Origin of the sequence: Streptomyces sp. NPDC052107 (genome assembly GCF_040680215.1) — a bacterium.
Classification (GTDB): Bacteria; Actinomycetota; Actinomycetes; order Streptomycetales; family Streptomycetaceae; genus Streptomyces.
The window spans coordinates 13,239-34,598 of record NZ_JBFAWG010000066.1; the positions used below are offsets into that span (position 1 = coordinate 13,239).

The window sequence follows — 21,360 nt, forward strand, 5'->3', positions numbered from 1 at the left end:
CGCGGTGCCGCCGCGCACCTTCCGCCCGTAAAAATCCTGTGTAGGTTGTGCGGCGCCGCACGCTCCACCGGTGAACCGAGCGGTCGCATCCGGGGTTTGCGGGGAGGCGCCTCCTTCGAACCGTTGCGGATTGCCCGAGTTTTCCCGGAACGATTCGCAACTGCTCACGCGTCTCACCGGCACCCTACCGCCAGCCGTTGTCCGTGGTTGTCAGTAGGATCGCGCTTCGCGATCGACGTTCGCCTGACACGGGGCGGCGGACGAAAAATCTCGGTCCGGCAAGGGAATTGGTGCGTAGTGAGCCACATCGTCGTCAAGCGCCCACCGCGGGCACTGCCGAAGGAAGTGCCCACGGACGAGGTCCTGCTGCAAGCTCCGCCAGAACTTCCGCGCGGCCAGCAGGAAAGCGCTTGGATGCAGCTCCTGCCCATGCTCGGCATGGGCGGGTCGGTGGTGTTCTTCTTCAATCCCCAGGCCCAGCCCTTCATGAAGATCATGGGCCTGCTGATGGTGGCCTCGACGGTCGCCATGGGCATCTCGATGCTGGTCCGCTACCGGCGCGGCAACCAGGGGCAGATGGCCGACATGCGCCGTGACTACCTGCGTTATCTGTCGCAGACCCGGCGTGCCGCCCTGGACACCGCGCAGGCCCAGCGCGACGCGCAGTACTACCTGCATCCTTCGCCGGAGCAACTGTGGGCGCTGGTCGCCGAAGGCAGCCGGGTGTGGGAACGGCGCACCGGGGACGAGGACTTCGGGCAGGTGCGCGTGGGTCTCGGTCCGCAGTCCCTGGCCACTCCCCTGATCCCGCCCCAGACCGGCCCGGTGGACGAGCTGGAGCCGCTCACCGCGGGCGCCATGCAGCGCTTCCTGGCCACGCACAGCACTCTCGACGAGCTGCCGATGGCGGTCTCGTTGCGCGCCTTCTACCACGTGACGATCAGCGGCGAGCCCGGCACCGTGCGCGGCGCCGCCCGTGCCGTCACCGCCTCCCTCGCCTCGCTGCACTCCCCCGAGGACCTGGTCATCGCCGTCGTCTCGGAGCGCCAGTCGGCGCCCGAGTGGGAGTGGGCCAAGTGGCTGCCGCACGTGCAGGCCCCGGGCCTCGCCGACGGCGCCGGCAGCATCCGTCTGATCACCACCGACCCCGTGGAGCTGGAGGACCGGCTCGCCACCCGTCTCCAGGGCCGCCCGCGCTTCCACCCCGGTGGTCCCCCGGTCCCCGAGCAGCCGCATGTGGTGGTCGTGCTCGACGGCGTCTCCCTGCCCCCGACCTCCTTGCTGGCCAGCCCCGAGGGCATGCAGGGTGTGACGGTCCTGGAGGTCGTGCCGGGCGACCTCACCATCGGCCGGGGCGACCTGTCCGTCATCGTGCAGCCCAAGGAACTGCGCCTGGAGTCGGCGCACGGCATGGTCTACGAAGGGACGCCCGACGTCCTGTCGTACGAAGCCGCCGAAGCTCTCGCCCGCCAACTGGCGCCGCTGCGGGTGGCGTCGGGCGGGGACGACGACGAACCGCTGCTCGCCAACCTGGAGTTCACGGACCTGCTGAACCTGGGCGACGCGGCCTCGGTCGACCCGAAGCGAACCTGGCGGCCGCGCTCGCAGTCGGAGCGGCTGCGGGTGCCGATCGGTGTCGGTGAGGACGGCCGGCCCGTCATGCTCGACCTCAAGGAGGCCGCGCAGGAGGGCATGGGCCCGCACGGCCTGTGCGTCGGTGCGACCGGTTCCGGCAAGTCGGAACTGCTGCGCACGCTGGTCCTCGGCCTCGCTGTGACCCACTCCTCCGAGACGCTGAACTTCGTCCTCGCCGACTTCAAGGGTGGTGCCACGTTCGCGGGCATGGCCCAGCTGCCGCACGTGGCGGCCGTGATCACCAACCTGGCCGACGACCTGACCCTCGTCGACCGCATGGGCGACTCGATCCGTGGTGAGCTGAACCGCCGCCAGGAGCTGCTGCGCGACGCGGGCAACTACGCCAACATCCACGACTACGAGAAGGCCCGCGCGGCCGGCGCCCCCCTGCAGCCGATCCCGTCCCTCGTCCTGGTGATCGACGAGTTCAGCGAGCTGCTGACCGCCAAGCCGGACTTCATCGAGATGTTCGTGCAGATCGGACGTATCGGCCGTTCGCTGGGCGTGCATCTGCTGCTGGCGTCGCAGCGCCTGGAGGAGGGCCGCCTGCGCGGCCTGGAGACCTATCTGTCGTACCGCATCGGTCTGCGCACGTTCTCGGCGGCCGAGTCCCGCGCCGCGATCGGTGTCCCGGACGCCTACGAGCTGCCGAACGTCCCGGGTTCCGGTTTCCTGAAGTTCGGCACCGACGAAATGGAGCGGTTCAAGGCGGCGTACGTCTCCGGTGTGTACCGCACGAGCTCGCAGCAGGCCGCGGCGTTCGGCGGCCCACTGCCCGTCGACCGCAGGCCGGTCCTCTTCACCGCGGCCGAGGTGCCGGTGCAGTACGCGCCGGTCCCGAGGCAGCGCCAGGAGGTGGCTGACGAGCGGCAGGACGACGCGCTCGCCGACACCGTCCTCGACGTGATCGTGCGGCGCCTGGAGGCACAGGGTCCGGCCGCCCACCAGGTATGGCTGCCCCCGCTGGACAGCCCGCCGTCGCTCGACGCGCTGCTGCCCGGCCTCGCCCCGGTGCCCGGCCGCGGCATGACCCAGCCCGGCTACGAGGGCGCCGGCCGGCTGGTCGTCCCCGTCGGCCTCATCGACAAGCCCTACGAGCAGCGGCGCGACCCGCTGTGGCTCGACTTCGGCGGCGCGGCCGGCCATATGCAGATCATCGGCGGCCCGCAGTCCGGCAAGTCGACTCTGCTGCGCTCGATCATCGCGTCGTTCGCCCTCACCCACACCCCTTATGAAGTGCAGTTCTACGGGCTGGACTTCGGTGGTGGCGGTATGGCCGCGGTGGCCGGCCTGCCCCATGTGGGCGGCGTGGCCTCACGCCTCGACCCGGAGAAGGTCCGGCGCACGGCGGCGGAGGTGTACGGCGTCATGACCAGACGTGAGGAGTACTTCCGCTCCGCGGGCATCTCCTCCATCGCGGAGTTCCGCACCCGTCGGGCACGCGGCGACATCTCGGTGACCGACCAGCCCTGGGGTGACGTCTTCCTCGTCATCGACGGCTGGGGCAACTTCCGCACGGACTACGAGACCCTGGAGCCGCTGGTCCTGGACATGGCCCAGCGCGGCCTCGGCTACGGCATCCACGTGATCATCACCGGGTCGCGTTCGATGGAGGTCCGGGCGAACCTCAAGGACCACCTGATGAACCGCCTCGAGCTGCGACTCGGCGACCCGATGGACTCGGAGATCGACCGCAAGATCGCGGCCAACGTGCCCACCGGGGTGCCGGGCCGCGGCCAGACCCCGCAGAAGCAGCACTTCATGGCGGCGGTCCCGCGCATCGACGGCCTCTCCTCCGACACGGATCTGGCGGAGGCCACGACCGCGCTGGCGGCCGAGGTCACCCGGCACTGGCAGGAGCCCGGCGCACCCGAGGTACGCCTGCTGCCCCGCGAGTTCCCGGCGACCCAGCTCCCTCCGGGCGACCGGTTCCCCAACCGGGGCATCTCCTTCGCCCTCGACGAGGACAACCTCGAGCCGGTGTTCGTGGACTTCGAACAGGACCCGTTCTTCCTGGTGTTCGGCGAGAGCGAGTCCGGCAAGTCGAACCTGCTGAAGCTGCTGATCAAGCGCCTCACCGAGCGTTACGACGGCCACAACTGCAAGCTGTTCGTCGTCGACAACCGGCGCTCGCTGCTCGGGGTGACCCCGGACTCGCACCTGGCCGAGTACATCCCCATGTCGAACCAGATGCAGCACCACATGGACGCGCTGGCCGACCTGATGCAGCGCCGTACACCGACGGCCGACGTGACCCCGGAGCAGCTGCGCAACCGCAGCTGGTGGCGGGGCCCCACGGTGTACGTCGTCATCGACGACTACGACCTCGTGTCCACATCGAGCGGCAACCCGCTGGCGGGCCTGACGGAACTCCTCCCCTTCGCCCGCGACGTCGGCGTCCGCTTCATCATCGCGCGCTCCACAGCGGGGGCAGGCCGCGCCGGCTACGAGTCCTTCATGCAGCGCATCAGGGAACTCGGCGCCCAGGGCGTGGTCCTCGCGGGCGACCCGGCCGAGGGCGAACTGCTGGGCGGAGTACGGCCGCGGCCGATGCCGGCGGGGCGGGGCATCTTCGTCTCGCGGAAGCGGGGGAAGCCTATGGTGCAGGTGGGGTTGGCGGAGTCCTAGGAGGCCTTCGCTTTCGGAGTCGTTGTCGGGCTGCTGCTGTGGGCCCGACTCTGGATGCCGCGGATCGGTGCGGTCCGCGGCATCTTGCCGTTGTGCGCAGGGCTGGCGTGGAGGCCCTGTGCGTATTCGGCAGCGACGCTGGGTCCGTTCCGGCGTCCGGCTATTTTTACCGGCGCTAGACGATCCAGAGGGATGTGTCAGACGGTTCATATGGACATCGATGACCGAGCGGGCACTGCGCGGGGGATGATCATTCATGGCATGGGACGAGTGGGAACAGCTCAAGGCGGACGCGCAGGCGCGTCGGCAGGATGGGGCGACACACATGCGCCTCAACCAGCTGGCTCCCGACAGTGGAGGCGGCGGCGGAAGCACCCGCGGTGACCTCACCGTTCAGCAGAAGGACCTCGCCGCGATCGGTTCCGCGGCGCACGAGCTGTTCAATGGCTTCAGCCACTACAGCGATGGCGCACGCCTCTCCTCCATGAAGGCGGCCGGAGGACTCAAGAGCCAGGGATTCGCCATCGGTGGCGCCCTCGATCACGTCGCCGAGCACTGGGTCGACCAGGTGCAGACTCTGCTCGACGCCTGCGCCCACATCTCCAATCACCTGCGGTACACCAAGAACCAGCATACCGCCGACGAGTCCTACATCGCCGGCGCGCTGAGCAGCATCTCCCAGCTGGACCACGGCTTCGACGCGCGGAAGGGCAGCTGACGCAGTGGATCTGGATGTGTTGCGCCATGGCAATTTCTCACAGCTCGGTGAGGCCATCACCGACTGGGAGAGGATGACCAAGGATCTCGCGACCCTGGAAGAGGACGCCCGCAGGAAACTCAAGGGCGCGGCCGACAAAGCCAGTTGGGCTGGAGTCAACGCCCAGGTGAGCCGCGAGTTCATCGACAAAACGGCACAGGAGTTCGCAGACGCCCACACGCAGGCGGACTCCATCACGAAGATTCTCAAGGACACCCGCAGCGAACTCATCGGCTGCCGTGACGAACTGAACGACACCCTCGAGCGCGCCCCGTACAAGTACTGCACGGTCATCGACACGGGTCACGGCACGTTCACCGTCACCGGGAATCCCCGTCCCGACTGGGCCTCCGATCCGAGCGGCGAGACAAGCGCGGTCAGCCAGAAAGACGTCGCCGATCTCCGCAACGAGATCCAGCGCATCCTCAACAAGGCGACCGAAAGCGACAACACCGCGGCAAAGGCGCTCAAACTTCTCGTCGACCAGGCCAAGTACGGGTTCTCCAGCGTCCACTACGAGAACCGGGACGAAGCTGCCGAGGCAGTCGCGAACGCCGACCGGATGGCCAAAATCCTCGCGAAGAACCCGCATGACGTGACCACCACAGAGCTCGCGTCGCTCAACTCCACCTTGGCCAAGTACAAGAACGATCCCCTCTTCGCGGAGGAGTTCGCCACGCAGGTAGGCCCCAAGAAGGTGCTCACCTTCTGGGCCGGCATCGCCGATCCCTACCAGGGCACGTACGACCCCGACCGCGCCAAGCAGGCCAAGCAGCTTCAGAAGAACCTCGGGACCACGATCGGTCTGGCCACGCTCTCCGACAGCGACAAGATGGAGAGCTGGGAGAAACAGATGATCAAGCTGGGCCCTGACCAACTCGGCATCGACGACGCCAGCAATCCGACCGGTTACGCCGTCATGAGCAACCTCATGCGTTTCGGTGACTACGACGACCAGTTCCTCAACGACTATGGCGACAAGCTCCTAGCGTACGACAAGAAGGTCAACGGCGAGGGCATCAACCTCTGGGTCAACAACGCCAACCAGGGCGACCTGAATTACTGGGGCTACAAGAACGACCGCGGCCGCGATCCCGTGACCGGCTTTCTGGAGGCGCTCGGCCACAATCCGGACGCCTCGACGCAGTTCTTCGCGCAACCCGACGGCACCGGTGACACCGTCAACAAGGACTCCGAGGTCAACGACCATCTGCAGTACCTGGCCAAGGAACGCGTCTGGGTGTCTGACACCACTCTTGACGGCAAGCATGACTACGTCGCCGGACGAGACTCGCTGGGGCGCGCGCTCGAAGCAGCCACCACTGGGTACTCGGCCGACGCCAGCGCGAAAGACGTTGTGGCGGGCGACCGACGCACCGCAGCCACGGCGGGAGTAATGGAGCAGGTCGTCTACCTCTACGGAGGTCAGGACGGGCCGAAGATGCTGCACGACCAGCCCGAACTCGCAGACAGCCTGGGCAAGATGGGCGGTGCGTACATCGATGACATCGATTACGAGCTCTCTGGAATCGGTGACCACGGCAAGGACGAAGCCGAGTTCCCTGCTCGGTACGCGGGGCGCGCACACTTCGGGAACCAGGGAGCCATCGATTTCCTGAGCGTTCTCGGACAGGACGAGAACTCGCACAAAGTTGTGACGACCGCCCAGCATTTCTACACCTTGAGCATGCTGGATGCGCACCCGCCGACCAGCGATGCGAATATGGATCACGCGCGGGACATCATGACGGTGGGTGCGGAATCCCGCGGCATCCTGGACAACTCTCGTGTACAGCAAGCAGAAACGACGTACGGCGAGAATTCCGAAGGCGCCAACAAGGCGCTGGGCCGGTCGGCCGACTGGAAGAAACTGATGGTCGGAGCAGTCGTCGCGGGTGGTGTGGCAGCCGTCCCGCTCCCCGGCTCAACGGCCGCCGCTCTCTTCATCGCCCCACTCGCGGCGGACACGGTCACCGATGCGGCCAACACGCTACTCGGCCAGGAAATCGACAAAGCCACGGACGATGCGGAATCCGATCCGCTTGTCCCGTCGCAGATGACCAGCCGCCAGTTCTACGGCCAAGGAGTGGACGACCTTGGTTCGACCTATGACTCGTACTTCAAGGACCACCCACAGGCGAAAGACAAGGCTGACGAGCAGCAATGGGTCCAAGAAGTAAAGAGCAGCTATCTGGGTACCGGCTCACATGAGAACGACTATCGAGGCCGGCCACCGTACAAGGATTGATCAGGGATGGAAGATGCAACCTCTGTCAGTACACGGTAGGCGCAGCACGGCCCTTTTTATCGCAGCTGTGACGCTACTCGTCGGCGGTTGCGGAGACAACTCCAAAAAGGGTGACAAGGAGGCGTCTGGTACGGGCGTTGCTGCGGGCACGATCTGCGATGGAACGCTCGACGCCGCAGCCGTGGAAGCGCTGCAGCGTCTGGCCGGCACGAGTCGGTTCGACGAAGGCACAGGAGCCAATGAGGCAGGTGAGCCGCGCAAGTTCTCCTTGAGGAACGCGGTCGAGCACCTGCACGACGAGTACCGGAAGCGAAGCGCATGCTGGGTTTACAAGACGGGCGACGACAGCGGGGAGCCCCTCCTCGAGATCCGGTTCTCGGCATCAAACAGCCACCCCTCGGCCACACAAAAAAAGGAATCCAGCAGCCACCAGACCACATATCCTCTGGGCGTGTATGCGAACGCAGGACCCGATGGAGCGGATCTGTTCTTTCGATGCGCCACCAAAGCGCCATCCAAAGATTCGAACATCAGCGATACCAAATATGTGAAGGCGGAGCTGTATTCCGCTGCCGCCAAGATGCGAGGCGACAGTATCGACAAGGACCGAATGGTGATCCTAAATTCCGTTTCTCGCAAATTGGCTCAGGAAGCAGGGTGCGCTACGGAGGCCAACCTTCCGACTGCGGTGACCGCTCAGTAATGGCCGTCACCGGGGCTCAGAACGTCGAAAGGGCGATGACCGAGCTGTCGTGCATGACGAAGACGCGGTTTCCGGCGGCGACCGGGCGGGTGTAGTCGGACTCGGGAACCATGTAGTTCCGTGACTCCTTTCCGTCCGAAGCCTGCACGGCGTTGATCAACAACTGTGCCCCAGTGCCGGTGTCGGCGCTGCCGAGCGTCCAGACGGCGTGGCCCTGCCGTACTACGGGGCTCCCCCCAGTTCGCGTTCTGCAACGCCCCCCACAGCACCTCGCCGTTGCCCCTGCCCTAGCAATGGGTGCCGGTACCTGCGTTCACATACAACGCAACCGCGTAGACCGTGGCAGGGCCCCACTTGTACCTGTCGGTCAGATAGTCGTCGAGCCTGGTGTTCCAGATCCTCGTTCCGTCGCTGAGCCGACGGGCGTCCAGGGACTTGCAGTTGATGTACACCGTGTCCTCGTAGACGGTCGGGCTGACCGTGAGGTCCTCGTCCTGGTCGAGATGGGTCCATGCTGTGCTGCCGTCGCTGGTGTGCACGACGAGCACGGTGCCGTCCACGGCTGATACGACCAGCCTTCCCTGGGCGGCGACGGCAGGGGCGAGCAGATGCCCGCGGAACTTCATGGGGACGGCTGCCGTCCAGCGGATCCTGGCGTCGAAGCGGTTCACGCCGCGTAGCCGGTGGTCCTTCGTCACGAAGTACACCGCGTCGTTGTCTGCCGCGAGCAGCGCCGCCGCCTCCGCTGCCGGACACGTCCACTTGGGTTCGCCTGTGGACGGCGCGAAGGTCCGTAGGACGCCTTGTCGTCGGCGCCGACGACCAGCCGGTCGGAGAGGGACAGATAGCCGCAACTCGTTCTGAGGTGAGGCGCGCTCCAGCGGCGCTTGCCGCGGGTGACGTCGGATCCCGCGATGCCGCCGGTCGCGACGCCGAAGACGATGACGTCCCCGATCGGCAGCAGTGTCCGGGAGTAGGCGTCCGCCTGGCCGTGCACTTCCCAGAGGTCGGTCGGCTGGACGTCATTGTTGAACGGGTCCTTGACGCCATGAGGGTCTTTCTGCCCGGGGGAGGTCGGTGGGAGCGGCCGATCGGCGAGGCCGTCGTCATGCGCTGTTCCGCGTGGCCGGTGTTCCGCCGCTTCGAGGTAACGTCACTGGAGGGGATAGGCGGTCACGTTCTAAGCGTTCACGCCGAGGACCAGCTTCGGGTCGCAGTCCGCTTAGAACTGCTTGCCGCTGGTCTGGTACGTCAGCGAAGTCCTTTGGTGCGTCAGGCTGATCGCGCGCAGCAAGGACCCGTTCTTGTAGTACGCGTAGCGGGTGCCGAGGACGGGCGACCAGGCGGTGGATGCCTCGTCCACCTCCCCGCCCCGCTCGGTCCAGAGCACCTTTCCGCTGCGCGCGTCCACCGCTGTCAGACCGGCGCCGGCGCCCACGGTGTACAGGACGCCCGCCCTGAGCACCGGTGGACCGTACGCGTGTTCTGTGGAGGTCTTCCACGTCACGGCTCCGTCGCTCAGCCGCAGCGCCTGGAGCCGACTGCCGTCTCCCGATCGAGAGCCGGTAGAGCCGGCCACCCGCCACGAGGTCTTGCCAACCGCTCTCTTCCGAGCTGACCTCCCACTTGCCGGTTCCGCTCGCCGGACTGACGCCTGCTGTCGTACCTCCCATGGAAACGACGATCATCCCGCCGATCGGGCGGGGGACGACCGCGCCCAACCAATCCGTGACCACGGTGCCGAGCATGTACGTCTACAGCGGCTCGATGTTCTGCGTCTTGCGGCCGCCGGCCTTCCCGTTCATGCCACCGCCGCCCCGCGCCGCGGCGCGCCCTTGCCACCACCACGCGCCTCCGCCCGCCGCCGCACCGACGGCGAGTGCGCCGCCGAGGGCGACGAACCCGCGGCGCGACGGGCGACGGCCGGCCTCCGTGATGCCCGCTGCGGCCTGCGGACCGGCCGCCGGCGCGGGCAGCCGCTGTGGCATCAACTTCCAGACGTCGGTGGCCCGCCGCCCGATGTCCGCGAGCAGCTCGCGGGGAAGGTGGTCGGCGAACTCGCCCTCGCCGTCGTGGAGTTGCGCCGCGAGCTGACCCGTCGTGGGACGGGCCCCCGAGTCCTTGGCCAGACACTGGGCCAGCACCGGCACTAGCGCGGCCGGTACACGGCTGAGGTCCGCCTCCGCGTACCGCACCCGGTACAGCAGATCCGCCGCCTGCCCGTGCCCGAACGGGCCGCGGCCGGTGGCCGCGTACACCAGCACCCCGGCGAGCGCGAACACATCGCCGGACGCGTCGTGCTCCTGCCCGGTCGCCTGTTCCGGCGACATAAAGGCCGGTGTATCGACGACGGCACCGGCGCGGGTAAGCTGGCCGTCGCCGATCGCCCGCGCGATACCGAAGTCGATGACCTTCGGCCCGTAGGCGGTCAGCAGGATGTTGGACGGCTTGAGGTCCCGGTGCACGACGTCCGACCGGTGCAGCTGGCCGAGCGCCGAGCACAGCGCGGCGCCGAGGGCCCGCACGGACTGCTCGGGCAACGGTTCCCCGGCCTCGACAACCTCATCGAGCGGGGGTCCGAGCTACTCCGTGGCCAGCCAGGGCGTCTCAGCGAGCTGATCCGCGTCCATCACCCTCGCCGCGAACTGGTCGCCGATGACCCGGGCCGCGCCCACCTCCAGCCGGAACCGGGTGCGGGCCGCAGGATCGGTGGCGATGGCGGCGCGCATGGTCTTCAGGGCGACGGTACGACCACCGGCGGAACGCGCCACGTAGACGGTGCCCACGCCACCGCTGCCCAGCCGGGCGATGAGCCGGAAAGGGCCGAGGGCAACGGGATCGTCATGGGTGAGGGGAGTCGGCATGGGGTTTTTGTCGTCAGTGGCTAGGGTGGGTTACGGGGGCCGGGGACGGTGCTCCGCCGTGCGGCCAAGACGCGTGCACCGGTACCGGCGTCGGCAACTGCACCTCAGCGGCCAGGACGGACGCCGACTGGTGGACGATGGCGGCGTCGAGTCGAGCGGGCAGCCAACCTGGGGCGAGGAAGGCGTCCACTCGCGAGGGCGGAGCGAAGCCGACGGGAGTGTCCGGTTGGACGTCTCCCGCCAACTTATCGATTATTTCCGAGAGTTGCGGACGTTGAGCCGGGTCGCGGGACAGACACCGCGAGACCAGCGAGCGCAAGGCGGGCGGAAGTTCCTCCCGTTCCGGCATCGTGTACCCGGTGGCGGCGTAGGCGAGCGTCGCGCCGAGTGCGTACACGTCGCCGAGCGGGCGCGGCTGCCCACCGGCGGCCTGCTCGGGTGGCAGGGCGCCGGGGTCCAGCCCCCGCACCTCCTGCCGCGCGGCACCGTCCGGCGCGGCTGCCCGTATCGCCCCGAAGCAGGTGAGCCGGGGTCCGTCCGCGGCGATCAGCACGGCGGCCGGGCAGAGCCCGGCGTGGTTCAGGTTCTGCCCGTGCATGATGGCCAGGTTCTCGGCCAGCGCGAGGCCGAGTGCCCGAAGCGTCCGCTCGGGCAGCGGGCCGTCGTGGATGGCAAGGGCGATGGGCAGCGGAAGCGCGGGCACGTAGGGACGCGCGTGCCACGGCTGCTGGCCCGGGGAGGCGAGTTCGACAGCCGGGAGGACGCAGGAACCCAGGAGATAGCGGGAGGCGTTGGCCTCGGCCATGAAGCGCTGCGGGTCGACCGTTTCCAGGGGGCTGCTGAGCAGTACGGTTCGGTCGCCGTCGGTGCTGCGGGCGATGAAGCGGTGCTCGGGGACGGGTGTGTGCGCGGGAAGGCCGGAGTCGAGCCGCGTGACCACCGTGAAAGGGCCGATCTGCCAGGTACCTCGGGTATTCGGTCCAGCTCTGACGCGCGCATGCTCACTCTTCGTCCCTCTGGTTCACCAGCTCGACCTTTGTCGCTCGGCACAACAGGCAGGGTGGGCGCCTCCCGCGCGCGCCCACCCTGGAGTTGCTTCTGCGAGCCGTGTCCTACTGGAAGTAGGAGGCCGCCTTCTTGTCGCCTTCCATGTACGTACCGCCGGACTGGGCGACGACGTGCCCGATGCCCTGGAGCGCCTGGTGGATGTCGTTCGCTTCCTTGTCCCAGCGCTGCAGCTTCTCGTGGAAGGTGCCCTGGGCCTGGCCCTCCCAGTACTGCAGGCTGTTCACCACCAGGCCGCGCAGGTCATGCAGATCCGACTCGAGCTGGCTCGCCTGGTTACCGATGCTGGTCGCCGCGGTGTCAAGCCCGTCGTAAGTGACTGAGAGGCCCTCAGCGTTGTTGGCCATGCCTGTCTACCTCGTCTCGCTGGTGTTTAGCTGGTCAGTGCGCCGGTTTTCGGCAGATGTCCTGTGTGTCGCTCGGCTCAGTAGGAGTTCAGAGCGGACGTCGGAACGGTGGAAGCGCCGTCCTGGAGGTCGATCTTGTTCACCGCCGCGCGGACCTCGTCTTCCTTGCTGTCCTTGATGTTGCGCGTCGTGGTCATGGCCTCGATGACGTCGCCGAGGATGTTGCCGATGTTGCGCAGCGACTGATTGATCTCGTACTGCTTCTTGTCGAACGCGGCACGGCCGATACCCTGCCACTGGCCCTCGAGGCCGTCGATGACGCCCTGAAGCGCGTGCACGCGCTTCTGGATGTTCTCGTACTTCTCGAGCATCTGCTTCTGCAGACGGATTACTGCATCATCTTGGAGCTTTTGCGTTCCGCCGGCCATGATCGGCCCTGCCTTTCGTGTGTCCGATGTTGATCTGTTGGGTTCGGCTCACCGTTGTTGCTTGTTACTCCCAGCAGTGAGCACGCAGTGCCTGCTCTGTCAGAACTGCACTGGACTGTTACGGCGATTGGTAGCCGAGGGCGTCACCTGGCGCGTCGTGCTCGCATAAGGGCCACGCCCCCACCGCCGATCACGACGACCGCGGCGACAGCGCCGAGCGCGATCCAGAGGATGGAGTTGCTGTCACTCGACGATTCCTTACTCGATCCTGCTGCAGAAGTTCCGCCAGCAGAACCCTTTTCCGGGGCCTGTGACGGGGTTGATGCGGAAGCAGAGGGCGAGGTCTGGTTGGCAGATGAGGAGGAACTTGCCGAATTGGCCAGGGCGTCACCGCCGTTCTCCTTGCGGAGCGGATCGACGTTCGCCGGGCCGGGGTTGTAGTGGGGATTCGCCAGCACCACGCGGGGGCGAACGGCACCGTAGCCGAGGTATGTGCTCGGTTTGTTCTTCGGCCAGCTACGGCCGGCCGTATCGACCAGTGCACGGGTTACCTGGTTCACCGTCCAGTCAGGGTGGGCGGACCAGATCAGAGCGGCAGAGGCCGAGGCGATGGCTGCGGCCGAACTCGTACCGTTCACGTTGTCGCAGTACGAGCGGAATGTGGAGTCACACCAACCGGGGAAGTTCTGGCCAGGGGCCGAGAGGTCGACGAAGCCGCCGTGTGAGGAGAACTTCGATGCCGTCCCGGAAGCGTTGGTCGCCGCCACGCCGATGACGTAATGGTCAGCCGCCGGATAACCAATCGTGTCACCTGATTTCAGGCCGTCGTTACCGACTGCGGCGATCAGCAATTTTCCCTTCGAAGCCGCATAATCAATTGCAGCCTGTTCGTCCGAGTCAGGCCCCGGGGAGCCGAACGACATACTGATGATCTTCGCGTCGGTGTCGGCCGCCGCCCTGATCGCGGATGTGGAATCCGGCGTCTTCTGCCGCTCTTTCGCACTACGATTCATGCCGTCGAACTTGACACGGATCGGGATGATCTTCGCCCCGGGCGCCAGACCCTTCAGGCCGCCGCCTGCTCCTGTACCTGCGATCAACTCGGCCATGGTTGTGCCATGGCCGACGTAATCGTCGGTAGCCCGGTACGAGACCGATTTCGGAACTTCGCCCGTCAGGACCTGCCCCTTGAGCGACGGGGTGTTCGCGTTCACCCCGGTGTCAATGACGGCGACCTTCACGCCCTTTCCAGTGCTGACCCTCCACATCTCCTCGGCCTGCATCGGACCGAGGTACCACTGCTTCGACTGCTCGTCTGCGGCAGCACACGGAGCCAAGCCGACTGTCGTGGCGGCCAGGGCGCCGACGACCGCGGCCACAGTGCGCACTCGTCTACCGCGGCGCGTCCTGTGACCCGTGGCCTGCTCGGCTCGTCGGCTGATCCCTGACTTCATCGTCTTTCGTGTCCTCGCTCGCGCTCAGTTGACCACCGGCGGCACATCACGCCGGGGCTTTTCGGGCAGGTGTGTCTCTTCGTCCTCGACCAGGTATTCAGGCCGCGGCGTTCCCTCTGTCTTCCGCGCCTCGCCGGGCTTGCCGTTGCGACCGGCACCTCGCGTGAGACCGGCACCACCACGGGTCATGCCGTTACGCTCAGCTCCTGCCGCGGAGTTGCGCGCGGTCGGCCTGCTGGTGACGACCTCGGACGATCCCGAAGCGGCACGAGAGCCCGCCGCGCTCGAACCGGGCCGTGCCGTGGACTCGGGCGTTCCGAAGACCCCGCGCTGACCGAGCCGACCAGTCGTGGGCCGGGAGTTGGCCCCTTCCTCGCCGCCGATGACCGTGCCGCGAGGGAGCCTCGACCCATTCTTCGATGACGGATTCGTGGTGGACGGCCGTCCCCCGACCACTCCGTTGGCCCGGCCGGCGCCGGTGGCCGGTCCGTTGCTCGTGCGTGGTACTGCCGTGCCTCCCGGACGCGGCGTACCGCCCGTGACTCCTCGGCCCATCGGGGAAGCCGACCTCGGTCCGGAACCGGCCCCCTTGACGGTGGACTGCCCCGTCGACGTGGCGCGGCCCATCTGGTCCGTGGGTCCCCGCCCCATGGCACGCCCGCCCGGGTTGTTCAAACCGGACGTACCCGTGCGCCCTTGAGCGGAGGGAGGGGTACGGAGCCCACCGGCGCCGCTCAAGGACCGACCTGAAGTGGCGTTGGGCATCGGAAGTTTGAATCCGCCACCGTCGAACACATTGGGCTGGCTGCCACTCGTGGGAGGAGTCCCCGTGACCGACGTTGTGTGACTGGGCCCGGGTGTGGTGGTCGTGGGCGGAGGCAGCGTGCCAGTCGTGTCGATGTGCGTGCCGACAGGCTGGTCGGGGTGCGGAATCGTGTCGGGGATGTGCTGGGTGGGCGTCGGGTTGTCGCTTGTGACGTGCCTGGGGACGTCACCGCTCGGCACCGTCGGGTGGTGGCCGACGCCGGAAACCGATCCGGTACCTCCGTGCGAGGTGAAACCCGAACCTGTGGAGGGCGCCGGGCTACCGCTGCTGGACCACCGCGAGGGTCGAGGCACACCCACGTTGGGCATGGACGTGAAGGTCGGCTCCTTGCCCTTCTCAGGCAAGGACGACAGCACCTCCTCGGACACCGCGTAATACGACGCCAACCGGTTCAGCTGGTTGATCGCCTCTTGGCGGTCCTTCTCCACCTTTACGGCAGCGGCGTACCCCTCTTTGTCCGCCGCCTTGTCGACCGCCGTGAAATCCTTGGGCCGCGTCCGGTTCGCTTCCGTGTCACGAGGCGGCATGGCTCCACGGACGCCGGCAAGACCCACGGCGGCAGCCGTGATCTGGTCGCCCGCGGCTCCGGCGAACTCACTCAAGTAGTGGGTGTGCGTGACGAGCTTGCCGCCCCAGTCGCGGAACGAGTCACCCGACTGTCCGACCCAATGGACCTTCTGGATGTGGCCGTCGAGCTCGTCCGCCGCCGCCTTGATGGCATCGCGCGCATCCCACAAGGCCTTGCCGGAGGATTCGAGATCCTCGGGGTCCGTCTGCTCAACCAGGTCGATCATCTTGTTGAGAGGGAGGTCGAGGTGACCGAAGTCCGTCCGAGTGGCGACCGCTTGCCCGACAGGTGTGGCTCGGATTGCCGTGTCGACCATTCCGAGGAGGAAGCCGCTGTGCGGACTGCTCTCGTAACCTCGGACCCAGTCGGTGGCCTTGTTCTGATTGCCGACTCGCTGCAGATCTGCGTCGTGCTTGTCAGTCATCGTTACAGCTCCGCACCACTCTTCGCGTTATTGCCGGTGTGGCTCGTGCCGTCTGCCGCAGCCTGGTCCTTCCCGACCTGCAGCTGGATCGCCCAGAACCGCTGTCGCTGCTCCTCTTCGAGGTTGTCGAAGCCGACATGCGCCCCTTGCACCGCGATACCGATCGCCTCGATCTGCAGGTGCAGATTCCTGGACAGCCTCGTCAGCTCGTCATGGACCCGCTTGTACTGGCTGTACAGACCGTGCGCCTCAGGAAAGATGTCCGCCGCCCCCGAGGTCAGGGACGTCGCCCTGATCGTCTGAGCCTGGACCTTCGCCGGGTTGCCGGCGGACCCCTCAAGTGTCTTCAGGACGCTGTCCACCCGCTTCACGAAGACGTCCAGCGCCTCACCACTGGCTTCCAGGTTCGCCGCCCTGGTCGCCGACACGCCCCCCACCATGTCTGCCGGAAGCACGACGCTCCTCCCCGTTTTCCCCGTACATCCATCGGCCCCGACCGGATCGGGACCGACCACCCGCTCGCCGTACGATCGCAAAGCGAGCCGCGCCTCACAACGCCTTTACCACTGTAGTCACCCCGTACAACGGGTCCAACCAGCCTGTGTGTTAACTCAGTTACGGTGCCGGACCCGATGCCGGACTTTGCCCGGTTTGCCGCGCTGAGGCGAGGCGTTCCACCGACTCCTGGCTAGCAGCGCCGGGGGTACCAACCCATCTAGGGCGCGGTCGACGTCGCCCACATCGTACCGTTTGCGATCTTCATCAAACTTCCACACCGGCGTCTCGGTCCGGGCGTACAACGAGATGTTCACGCGACGCGGAGGTCGCCGGATCAAGCGGTCCAGTAAGTGGAAGGCTCCGTTCACGGCGCCACCTGCGTCCGCCGTAATGCGGATTCCCCGTCCAAACTCAAATCCAACTTGACCGAATTTGCCGCGTCACGGATCGCCTCGTTGGTCTCGGCGTAGTTGTTGTTGGCCTTGTTCAGGCCGCCCGTCAGGGTCGCCCCGCCGTCGGCGAGAAACTGAGCCCCCAACTGCCAAGTGGCGCAGAATGTGACCAGTGCGGGGGCCGCCGAGTCATCCCCGAAAGAAAACCCCTGCCCGGCCGGATCCTTCAGGTCCACCCTCTCCATCGGCGTGCGGCAATCCAGAATGTCCGAAGCGCCTTTCTTGAGGACCTCTGGCCCGACTCCCAGATCAGCCGACCCGAGATCCCCGTGTCCTTCCCCCAACACCGCCACCACAAACACATATTGACAGTCGGCTCGTTCACGCCAACACCAACATCACGTCATGAAGGCAGAGCTCACCAGGCCCTCACGACTCGGGCCGCCGAGCGCCGCTCGACGCTGTGAAATGTTTTCGTCAATGAGGCGAATGGGATATGAAGAAGATGTGTTGCCCGGGGAATCGCGTGACCGCCACTGGCCGCCCCCTTTCGGCATGTCCACAGCACCCCCGCCGAGTATGCTCTCCGGGTCCTCTTGCATGACCAGCCGACCAGGAGTGCACGATGTTCAAAGCCCGGATGACCACAGGCGTGTCGATCCTTGCGGCCGCCGCAGCCAGCTCGCTGCTCCTGGGCTGCTCGGCCTCCGTCGAGGTCAATAAGTCCACGCCGCCGAAGCTGTCCGCGGACAAGTTGTCCAGCACACTCTCCGAGAAGCTCGCCGCCGCCACGGGCCGGCCGAAGCCGCACATCTCCTGCCCCGAAGACCTCGTCGGCAAGGTCGGCACCACGACGCGCTGCACGCTCACGGCGGACGACGGCAGCACCTTGGGTGTGACGGTCAAGGTCACCTCCGTCAAGGGAGACCAGATCCACTACGACTTCAAGGCCGATGACAAGGCTTCCCCGGCCCCGAACTGAGCGTGGCTGGCGGCTACTTGGCTGCAGGGCCGACGTGTGGCCAGAGGTGCGGAGGCGTTACCGTACGGCCCAAGCGTTGCAACGGGGGCGCCAGCAGAGACCGGCGCCGATACAGCGGCAGACAGGGGAGACAAGGCTGATGGCAGGCGCGGCGCCGGGAGACAGCGGGACGGCAGAACCCGTCGGGATGAGGCTGAACCAAGTGCCGGGCGATGTCGGGGGATCTCCCGCTTCTCCGGGACTGACCGGGGGGCAGCAGAAGCTGGTTTCCACACCGGCCCAGAAGCAGGCCGCGGCCAACGCCATCGAGCAGCACATCGAGCCCGACACCCGTAAGGCCGGAGACTACGCGGAGACGGAAACCAACGCGGCGGTCAAGGCCTTCCGTGACGGATGGCACGCATCGGGTGCGCTGAAGAAGGCACATTCGGCCTGGGGGGATCAGGTGAAGAACTTGATGCACATGCTCGCCTCGGACAAGGCGGCGCTGCGCACTGCCAACACCACGCTGCAGACCACCGACTACCAGGTGGGGGCGAACTCCAACTCGGTGTCAGTGCTCAACGGATACTGACCGAACCGCCTCGCGCACTCAGTCCTGAGCCACCGCCTCAACCGGCCGACCACTTGGCAATGACAACGGGGACCCATGCCGACGTATCAAGAGATCATGACGACCGATCTGTCCGCGCTCACGACGGCCGTGGAGCGCTGGGACGGGATGGCGATGGAGTTCCACAAGCAGGAGATCGCCTACAAGCGGGACGTATGCGGCATCACCCTGAGTCCGGGCTGGTCGGGGCTGAGCGCGGACGCCGCGAGCGGGCGCTTCAACGTCACGCTCAAGCAGTTCCAGGCCGCGCAGGTCGAGGCCAAGGCGGTGGCCTCGCTGCTGCGTGAGGCGCATACGGACTTCACCAACATCCGCAAGAAACTGCAGTCGACCCGGGCGGACGCCGTCAAGGCCGGCATGGCGGTGTCGGAGGCAGGCGTGGTCTCCTACGACACCACGAAGCTGGGCGAGGGCGAACGCACCGCCCTGCACCATGACCCCGACTACCAGCAGTCCGTGGGCAAGGCCGTCGCCTCCTGGCAGGCGGAAATCGATCGGCTCGTGAAACAGATGTGCGACACCGACGCCGAGGTCGAGAACGCCCTCACCCGGGTCGTGATCGACTCCGACGTCAACGACGGCACGCTCACAGGCTTTAACAGCCACGCCCACGGCGACATCAAGACGTACGAGGACGAGGCCAAGCGCGAGGCGGCCCAGACCAAACCCGACGGGTGGAAGTCCGAGGGCAAGACCGAGACGTCCGGCCCCGACGCCGGGGCGAGTGCGAAGGGGCCCGACTTCGGGGCCGGCAAACTGGGTGAGGCAGAAGCGCACGCCGACCTGGGCAGCGCGAGCGCTGAGGGCTCGCTCACCAGGGGGCCGTGGAAGCTTGACGGAAAGGCTGAGGTCTACTCAGGCGCCAAGGTCTCCGCCGAGGGCGGCATCTCCCAGGACGGCATCGAAGGAGACGCGAGCGCGTTCGCGGGGGGTGAAGGCTCGGCTGAAGGCAGCGCCAATGTCGGCCCGGTCGGCGTCACCGGGAAGGCCGAGGGCATGGTGGGCGGCGAGGCCAACGCCAACGCGGGGGTGGGCAAAGACGGTGTCCACGTGGGTGGCGAGGCCTTCGCAGGCGCCAAGGGCGGTGGCGAATTCGGTGCGGATCTCGGAGGAGTCTCGGCTGGTTTCTCCGCCGAGGGATGGGCTGGTCCTGGTGCTGAGGCGAACCTGGACTACGGGAAGAACGCCCAAGGTGTATGGAAATTCAAGACGAGTGTGGGCCTCTCTCCCGCCCTCGGTGGTGAAGTGGGTTTCCAGTTCAGTGTCGACCCGAGCAAGGTCGCTCACACGGCGGGTGACCTGGCCGGCGCCGTCGGTCATGGTGTGAGTTCGTTCGGGCATGCGATCACCAGCGTGTTCTGAGCCCATCACCGACGTGTTCTCAATCGGCTCCCGTGGCCCAGCGTCACGTGTGCGTTTCCCACAGGAAGGAAGCCTCGATGTCGACGACCCTGCCGATCCCGATCCAGTTCGATGTGCCGGAAGGCTGGCGTTCCGCGCCTGCGGACGAAGTCGGCGCGCCCGGCGCGGCGTTCGTCGCGGTCCATCTGCCATCGGACGCCGGCTTCACCGCGAACATCACGCTCGACGGCGAGTACCGCCCCGATGCAGCGACGCTGCCGGAGATCGCCGACGAGTCGGTGGGGCTCATGGGCGATGCCGTCACGTCGGTCATGGTCACCGAACGCCGTGAGACCGGCTCCGTGGATGCGCCGGGCCTGGCCCAGACCCTGGCCTTCTCGGTCGACGCCGGCGGCCAGAGCCGCGACCTCATGCAGTCCCAGGTGTATCTGTCGGTACTCGACATCGACGATCCGCACAAGCGGGTGGTGATCCGGCTGGTGCTCACCTCCACCGCGTCCCAGCACCCCGACCTGTTGACCGACTTCCGGGACCTGGTGCGCACTGTCCGCCCCGGCGAGAGTACGACAACGCCTTAGCAGCTTCCGCGGAATCGGCGGACCTTGTGCCGCCGACCCGATCCTTCGTAGGTTGGCACCATGGGACTCTTCGACAAACTGACCGGCACCCAGCACCCCCCGGAGGGGGTTTCACCGGTCCCGGGCGAGGAACTGCGGGCAGCTCTGCTCGGCCTCAATCAGCCTGATGTTCCGTACGTCATCCGGTACGGCGGCGGTGAGGGGTGCGACCTGCTGGCGGAGTGGCGGTTGACGGAGCCCGCCTGGCAGCAGGTCTTCGTGGAGTCCCAGATCAGTCACGCCGTGCGGATCCGGATGCGCCTGGACCGCAAGGAGCACGAGGTGCGCGCTCTCGAGGAGCAGTGGGAGGTCAAGCGCGTCGGGCATCCGACGAGGCTCGAGGTGACATCGGAGTACACGCGCGGGCCGAGCCGGACCGTCAGTCGCGAGTGGACCATCGGACGCGGGGAGAGCGGTCGGCTGGAGGCTACGGAGACATTCCGTTTCGACAGCGCCGAGCTGCGCAACCCGCTGCGCGCCACCGTCCTCAAGTCCGGCTGGATCTGGCGCGGAGTGGTCTTCGGCAAGTTGTGACGTCAGCCGGCCTGCCAGCACTCCCCCGGGTCAGCACTCCCCCTTCTGCGTCGCCACGGCAATCCGGTATCCCCGATACGTCAGTGAGCCCACCCCGCCGGTGATACCCGGCGGGGTGTAGTCGTCCTTCTTGGAGCGGGTGCGCTCGACGTGGGTGCAGAACGACGCGTCCGCGCCGTCTGCCGTGACGGTGAGGTGCGCGTCGTCGGCCGTGTCGGTGTCGGACGGGGTGACGGTCACGCCGGTCTGCCCCGGGTTCGACGTAATTCGGGGGCCCTGGAGGTTCTGCGGGCCTGAAAGTGCAGGTCACGGGGTTGGAAGTCGTTCCACGGCTCGGAAGTGCCTAGAGACGCGATTTTCGTAATTCTCCTGCGCTGGCCTGGGCACGGCTCATAGGGTCTGGAGTCGTGTACGT

Annotated in this window: 18 protein-coding genes and 2 pseudogenes; 9 read left to right on the plus strand and 11 right to left on the minus strand. The window is 66.9% G+C overall.

What is annotated here, in order from left to right; genetic code table 11:
* The first annotated feature begins 297 nt into the window (after positions 1 to 297).
* The 4 genes from eccCa (at position 298) to AB0M27_RS37075 (ending at position 7,971) form a co-directional block, all read left to right on the plus strand.
* Positions 298 to 4,263: a type VII secretion protein EccCa gene (eccCa, locus tag AB0M27_RS37060; protein ID WP_365728744.1), complete on the plus strand. Its 3,966-nt coding sequence runs from the start codon at positions 298 to 300 to the stop codon at positions 4,261 to 4,263.
* A gap of 256 nt (positions 4,264 to 4,519) precedes the next feature.
* Positions 4,520 to 4,981 carry a hypothetical protein gene (locus AB0M27_RS37065; protein WP_365728746.1) on the plus strand — a complete coding sequence of 154 codons (462 nt, stop codon included), beginning with the start codon at positions 4,520 to 4,522 and terminating at the stop codon, positions 4,979 to 4,981.
* A gap of 4 nt (positions 4,982 to 4,985) precedes the next feature.
* Complete coding sequence (locus AB0M27_RS37070; protein WP_365728747.1) at positions 4,986 to 7,268, plus strand: DUF6571 family protein; 2,283 nt, start codon at positions 4,986 to 4,988, stop codon at positions 7,266 to 7,268.
* Between the two features lie 67 nt (positions 7,269 to 7,335).
* A complete protein-coding gene (locus tag AB0M27_RS37075; RefSeq protein WP_365728749.1) occupies positions 7,336 to 7,971 on the plus strand; it encodes a hypothetical protein in 636 nt (211 codons plus the stop codon).
* A gap of 287 nt (positions 7,972 to 8,258) precedes the next feature.
* Here AB0M27_RS37075 and AB0M27_RS37080 read toward each other — a convergent pair whose 3' ends face one another.
* The 10 genes and pseudogenes from AB0M27_RS37080 to AB0M27_RS37125 form a co-directional block, all read right to left on the minus strand.
* Positions 8,259 to 8,825: a PQQ-binding-like beta-propeller repeat protein gene (locus AB0M27_RS37080; protein WP_365728751.1), complete on the minus strand. Its 567-nt coding sequence runs from the start codon at positions 8,823 to 8,825 to the stop codon at positions 8,259 to 8,261.
* 368 nt (positions 8,826 to 9,193) lie between these two features.
* Positions 9,194 to 9,610, minus strand: a pseudogene (locus tag AB0M27_RS37085) (PQQ-binding-like beta-propeller repeat protein); the annotation flags it as partial.
* A 115-nt stretch (positions 9,611 to 9,725) separates the two neighbouring features.
* Positions 9,726 to 10,529 (minus strand): annotated as a pseudogene (locus AB0M27_RS37090) (serine/threonine-protein kinase); the annotation flags it as partial.
* Between the two features lie 24 nt (positions 10,530 to 10,553).
* Positions 10,554 to 10,835 carry a hypothetical protein gene (locus AB0M27_RS37095; protein ID WP_365728754.1) on the minus strand — a complete coding sequence of 94 codons (282 nt, stop codon included), beginning with the start codon at positions 10,833 to 10,835 and terminating at the stop codon, positions 10,554 to 10,556.
* A 13-nt stretch (positions 10,836 to 10,848) separates the two neighbouring features.
* Complete coding sequence (locus tag AB0M27_RS37100) at positions 10,849 to 11,775, minus strand: serine/threonine protein kinase (protein ID WP_365728756.1); 927 nt, start codon at positions 11,773 to 11,775, stop codon at positions 10,849 to 10,851.
* 172 nt (positions 11,776 to 11,947) lie between these two features.
* Entirely contained in the window at positions 11,948 to 12,247 is a 300-nt protein-coding gene (locus AB0M27_RS37105; RefSeq protein ID WP_351807079.1) for a WXG100 family type VII secretion target, read from the minus strand.
* 77 nt (positions 12,248 to 12,324) lie between these two features.
* A complete protein-coding gene (locus AB0M27_RS37110) occupies positions 12,325 to 12,675 on the minus strand; it encodes a WXG100 family type VII secretion target (RefSeq protein WP_351807080.1) in 351 nt (116 codons plus the stop codon).
* Positions 12,676 to 12,818: 143 nt separating this feature from the next.
* Positions 12,819 to 13,958: a S8 family serine peptidase gene (locus tag AB0M27_RS37115; RefSeq protein WP_365728778.1), complete on the minus strand. Its 1,140-nt coding sequence runs from the start codon at positions 13,956 to 13,958 to the stop codon at positions 12,819 to 12,821.
* Between the two features lie 1,991 nt (positions 13,959 to 15,949).
* Positions 15,950 to 16,375, minus strand: a complete 426-nt coding sequence (locus AB0M27_RS37120) for a hypothetical protein (RefSeq protein WP_365728761.1) — start codon at positions 16,373 to 16,375, stop codon at positions 15,950 to 15,952.
* Between the two features lie 434 nt (positions 16,376 to 16,809).
* Complete coding sequence (locus AB0M27_RS37125) at positions 16,810 to 17,193, minus strand: hypothetical protein (RefSeq protein WP_365728763.1); 384 nt, start codon at positions 17,191 to 17,193, stop codon at positions 16,810 to 16,812.
* A gap of 269 nt (positions 17,194 to 17,462) precedes the next feature.
* Here AB0M27_RS37125 and AB0M27_RS37130 point away from each other — a divergent pair, with 269 nt between their 5' ends.
* From AB0M27_RS37130 to AB0M27_RS37150, 5 genes are all read left to right on the plus strand, one after another.
* Entirely contained in the window at positions 17,463 to 17,819 is a 357-nt protein-coding gene (locus AB0M27_RS37130) for a DUF4333 domain-containing protein (RefSeq protein WP_365728765.1), read from the plus strand.
* A gap of 139 nt (positions 17,820 to 17,958) precedes the next feature.
* Positions 17,959 to 18,393: a hypothetical protein gene (locus tag AB0M27_RS37135; RefSeq protein WP_365728767.1), complete on the plus strand. Its 435-nt coding sequence runs from the start codon at positions 17,959 to 17,961 to the stop codon at positions 18,391 to 18,393.
* Between the two features lie 96 nt (positions 18,394 to 18,489).
* Positions 18,490 to 19,794, plus strand: a complete 1,305-nt coding sequence (locus AB0M27_RS37140) for a hypothetical protein (RefSeq protein ID WP_365728768.1) — start codon at positions 18,490 to 18,492, stop codon at positions 19,792 to 19,794.
* Between the two features lie 77 nt (positions 19,795 to 19,871).
* Positions 19,872 to 20,372, plus strand: coding sequence for a hypothetical protein (locus AB0M27_RS37145; protein ID WP_365728771.1), 501 nt, complete (start codon positions 19,872 to 19,874; stop codon positions 20,370 to 20,372).
* 60 nt (positions 20,373 to 20,432) lie between these two features.
* Positions 20,433 to 20,945 carry a hypothetical protein gene (locus AB0M27_RS37150; RefSeq protein WP_365728773.1) on the plus strand — a complete coding sequence of 171 codons (513 nt, stop codon included), beginning with the start codon at positions 20,433 to 20,435 and terminating at the stop codon, positions 20,943 to 20,945.
* Between the two features lie 30 nt (positions 20,946 to 20,975).
* On the opposite strand, the gene AB0M27_RS37155 is transcribed toward AB0M27_RS37150, so the two are convergent.
* Positions 20,976 to 21,185: a hypothetical protein gene (locus AB0M27_RS37155; protein WP_365728774.1), complete on the minus strand. Its 210-nt coding sequence runs from the start codon at positions 21,183 to 21,185 to the stop codon at positions 20,976 to 20,978.
* Positions 21,186 to 21,360: the final 175 nt, after the last annotated feature.

Coding starts and splice junctions, on each gene's coding strand:
- AB0M27_RS37065 (WP_365728746.1), top strand. CDS start 4,520: ATGGCATGGGACGAGTGGGAACAGCTCAAGGCGGACGCGCAGGCGCGT.
- AB0M27_RS37095 (WP_365728754.1), bottom strand. CDS start 10,835: ATGCCGACTCCCCTCACCCATGACGATCCCGTTGCCCTCGGCCCTTTC.
- AB0M27_RS37105 (WP_351807079.1), bottom strand. CDS start 12,247: ATGGCCAACAACGCTGAGGGCCTCTCAGTCACTTACGACGGGCTTGAC.
- AB0M27_RS37110 (WP_351807080.1), bottom strand. CDS start 12,675: ATGGCCGGCGGAACGCAAAAGCTCCAAGATGATGCAGTAATCCGTCTG.
- AB0M27_RS37115 (WP_365728778.1), bottom strand. CDS start 13,958: ATGCAGGCCGAGGAGATGTGGAGGGTCAGCACTGGAAAGGGCGTGAAG.
- AB0M27_RS37130 (WP_365728765.1), top strand. CDS start 17,463: ATGTTCAAAGCCCGGATGACCACAGGCGTGTCGATCCTTGCGGCCGCC.
- AB0M27_RS37135 (WP_365728767.1), top strand. CDS start 17,959: ATGGCAGGCGCGGCGCCGGGAGACAGCGGGACGGCAGAACCCGTCGGG.
- AB0M27_RS37140 (WP_365728768.1), top strand. CDS start 18,490: ATGACGACCGATCTGTCCGCGCTCACGACGGCCGTGGAGCGCTGGGAC.
- AB0M27_RS37145 (WP_365728771.1), top strand. CDS start 19,872: ATGTCGACGACCCTGCCGATCCCGATCCAGTTCGATGTGCCGGAAGGC.
- AB0M27_RS37150 (WP_365728773.1), top strand. CDS start 20,433: ATGGGACTCTTCGACAAACTGACCGGCACCCAGCACCCCCCGGAGGGG.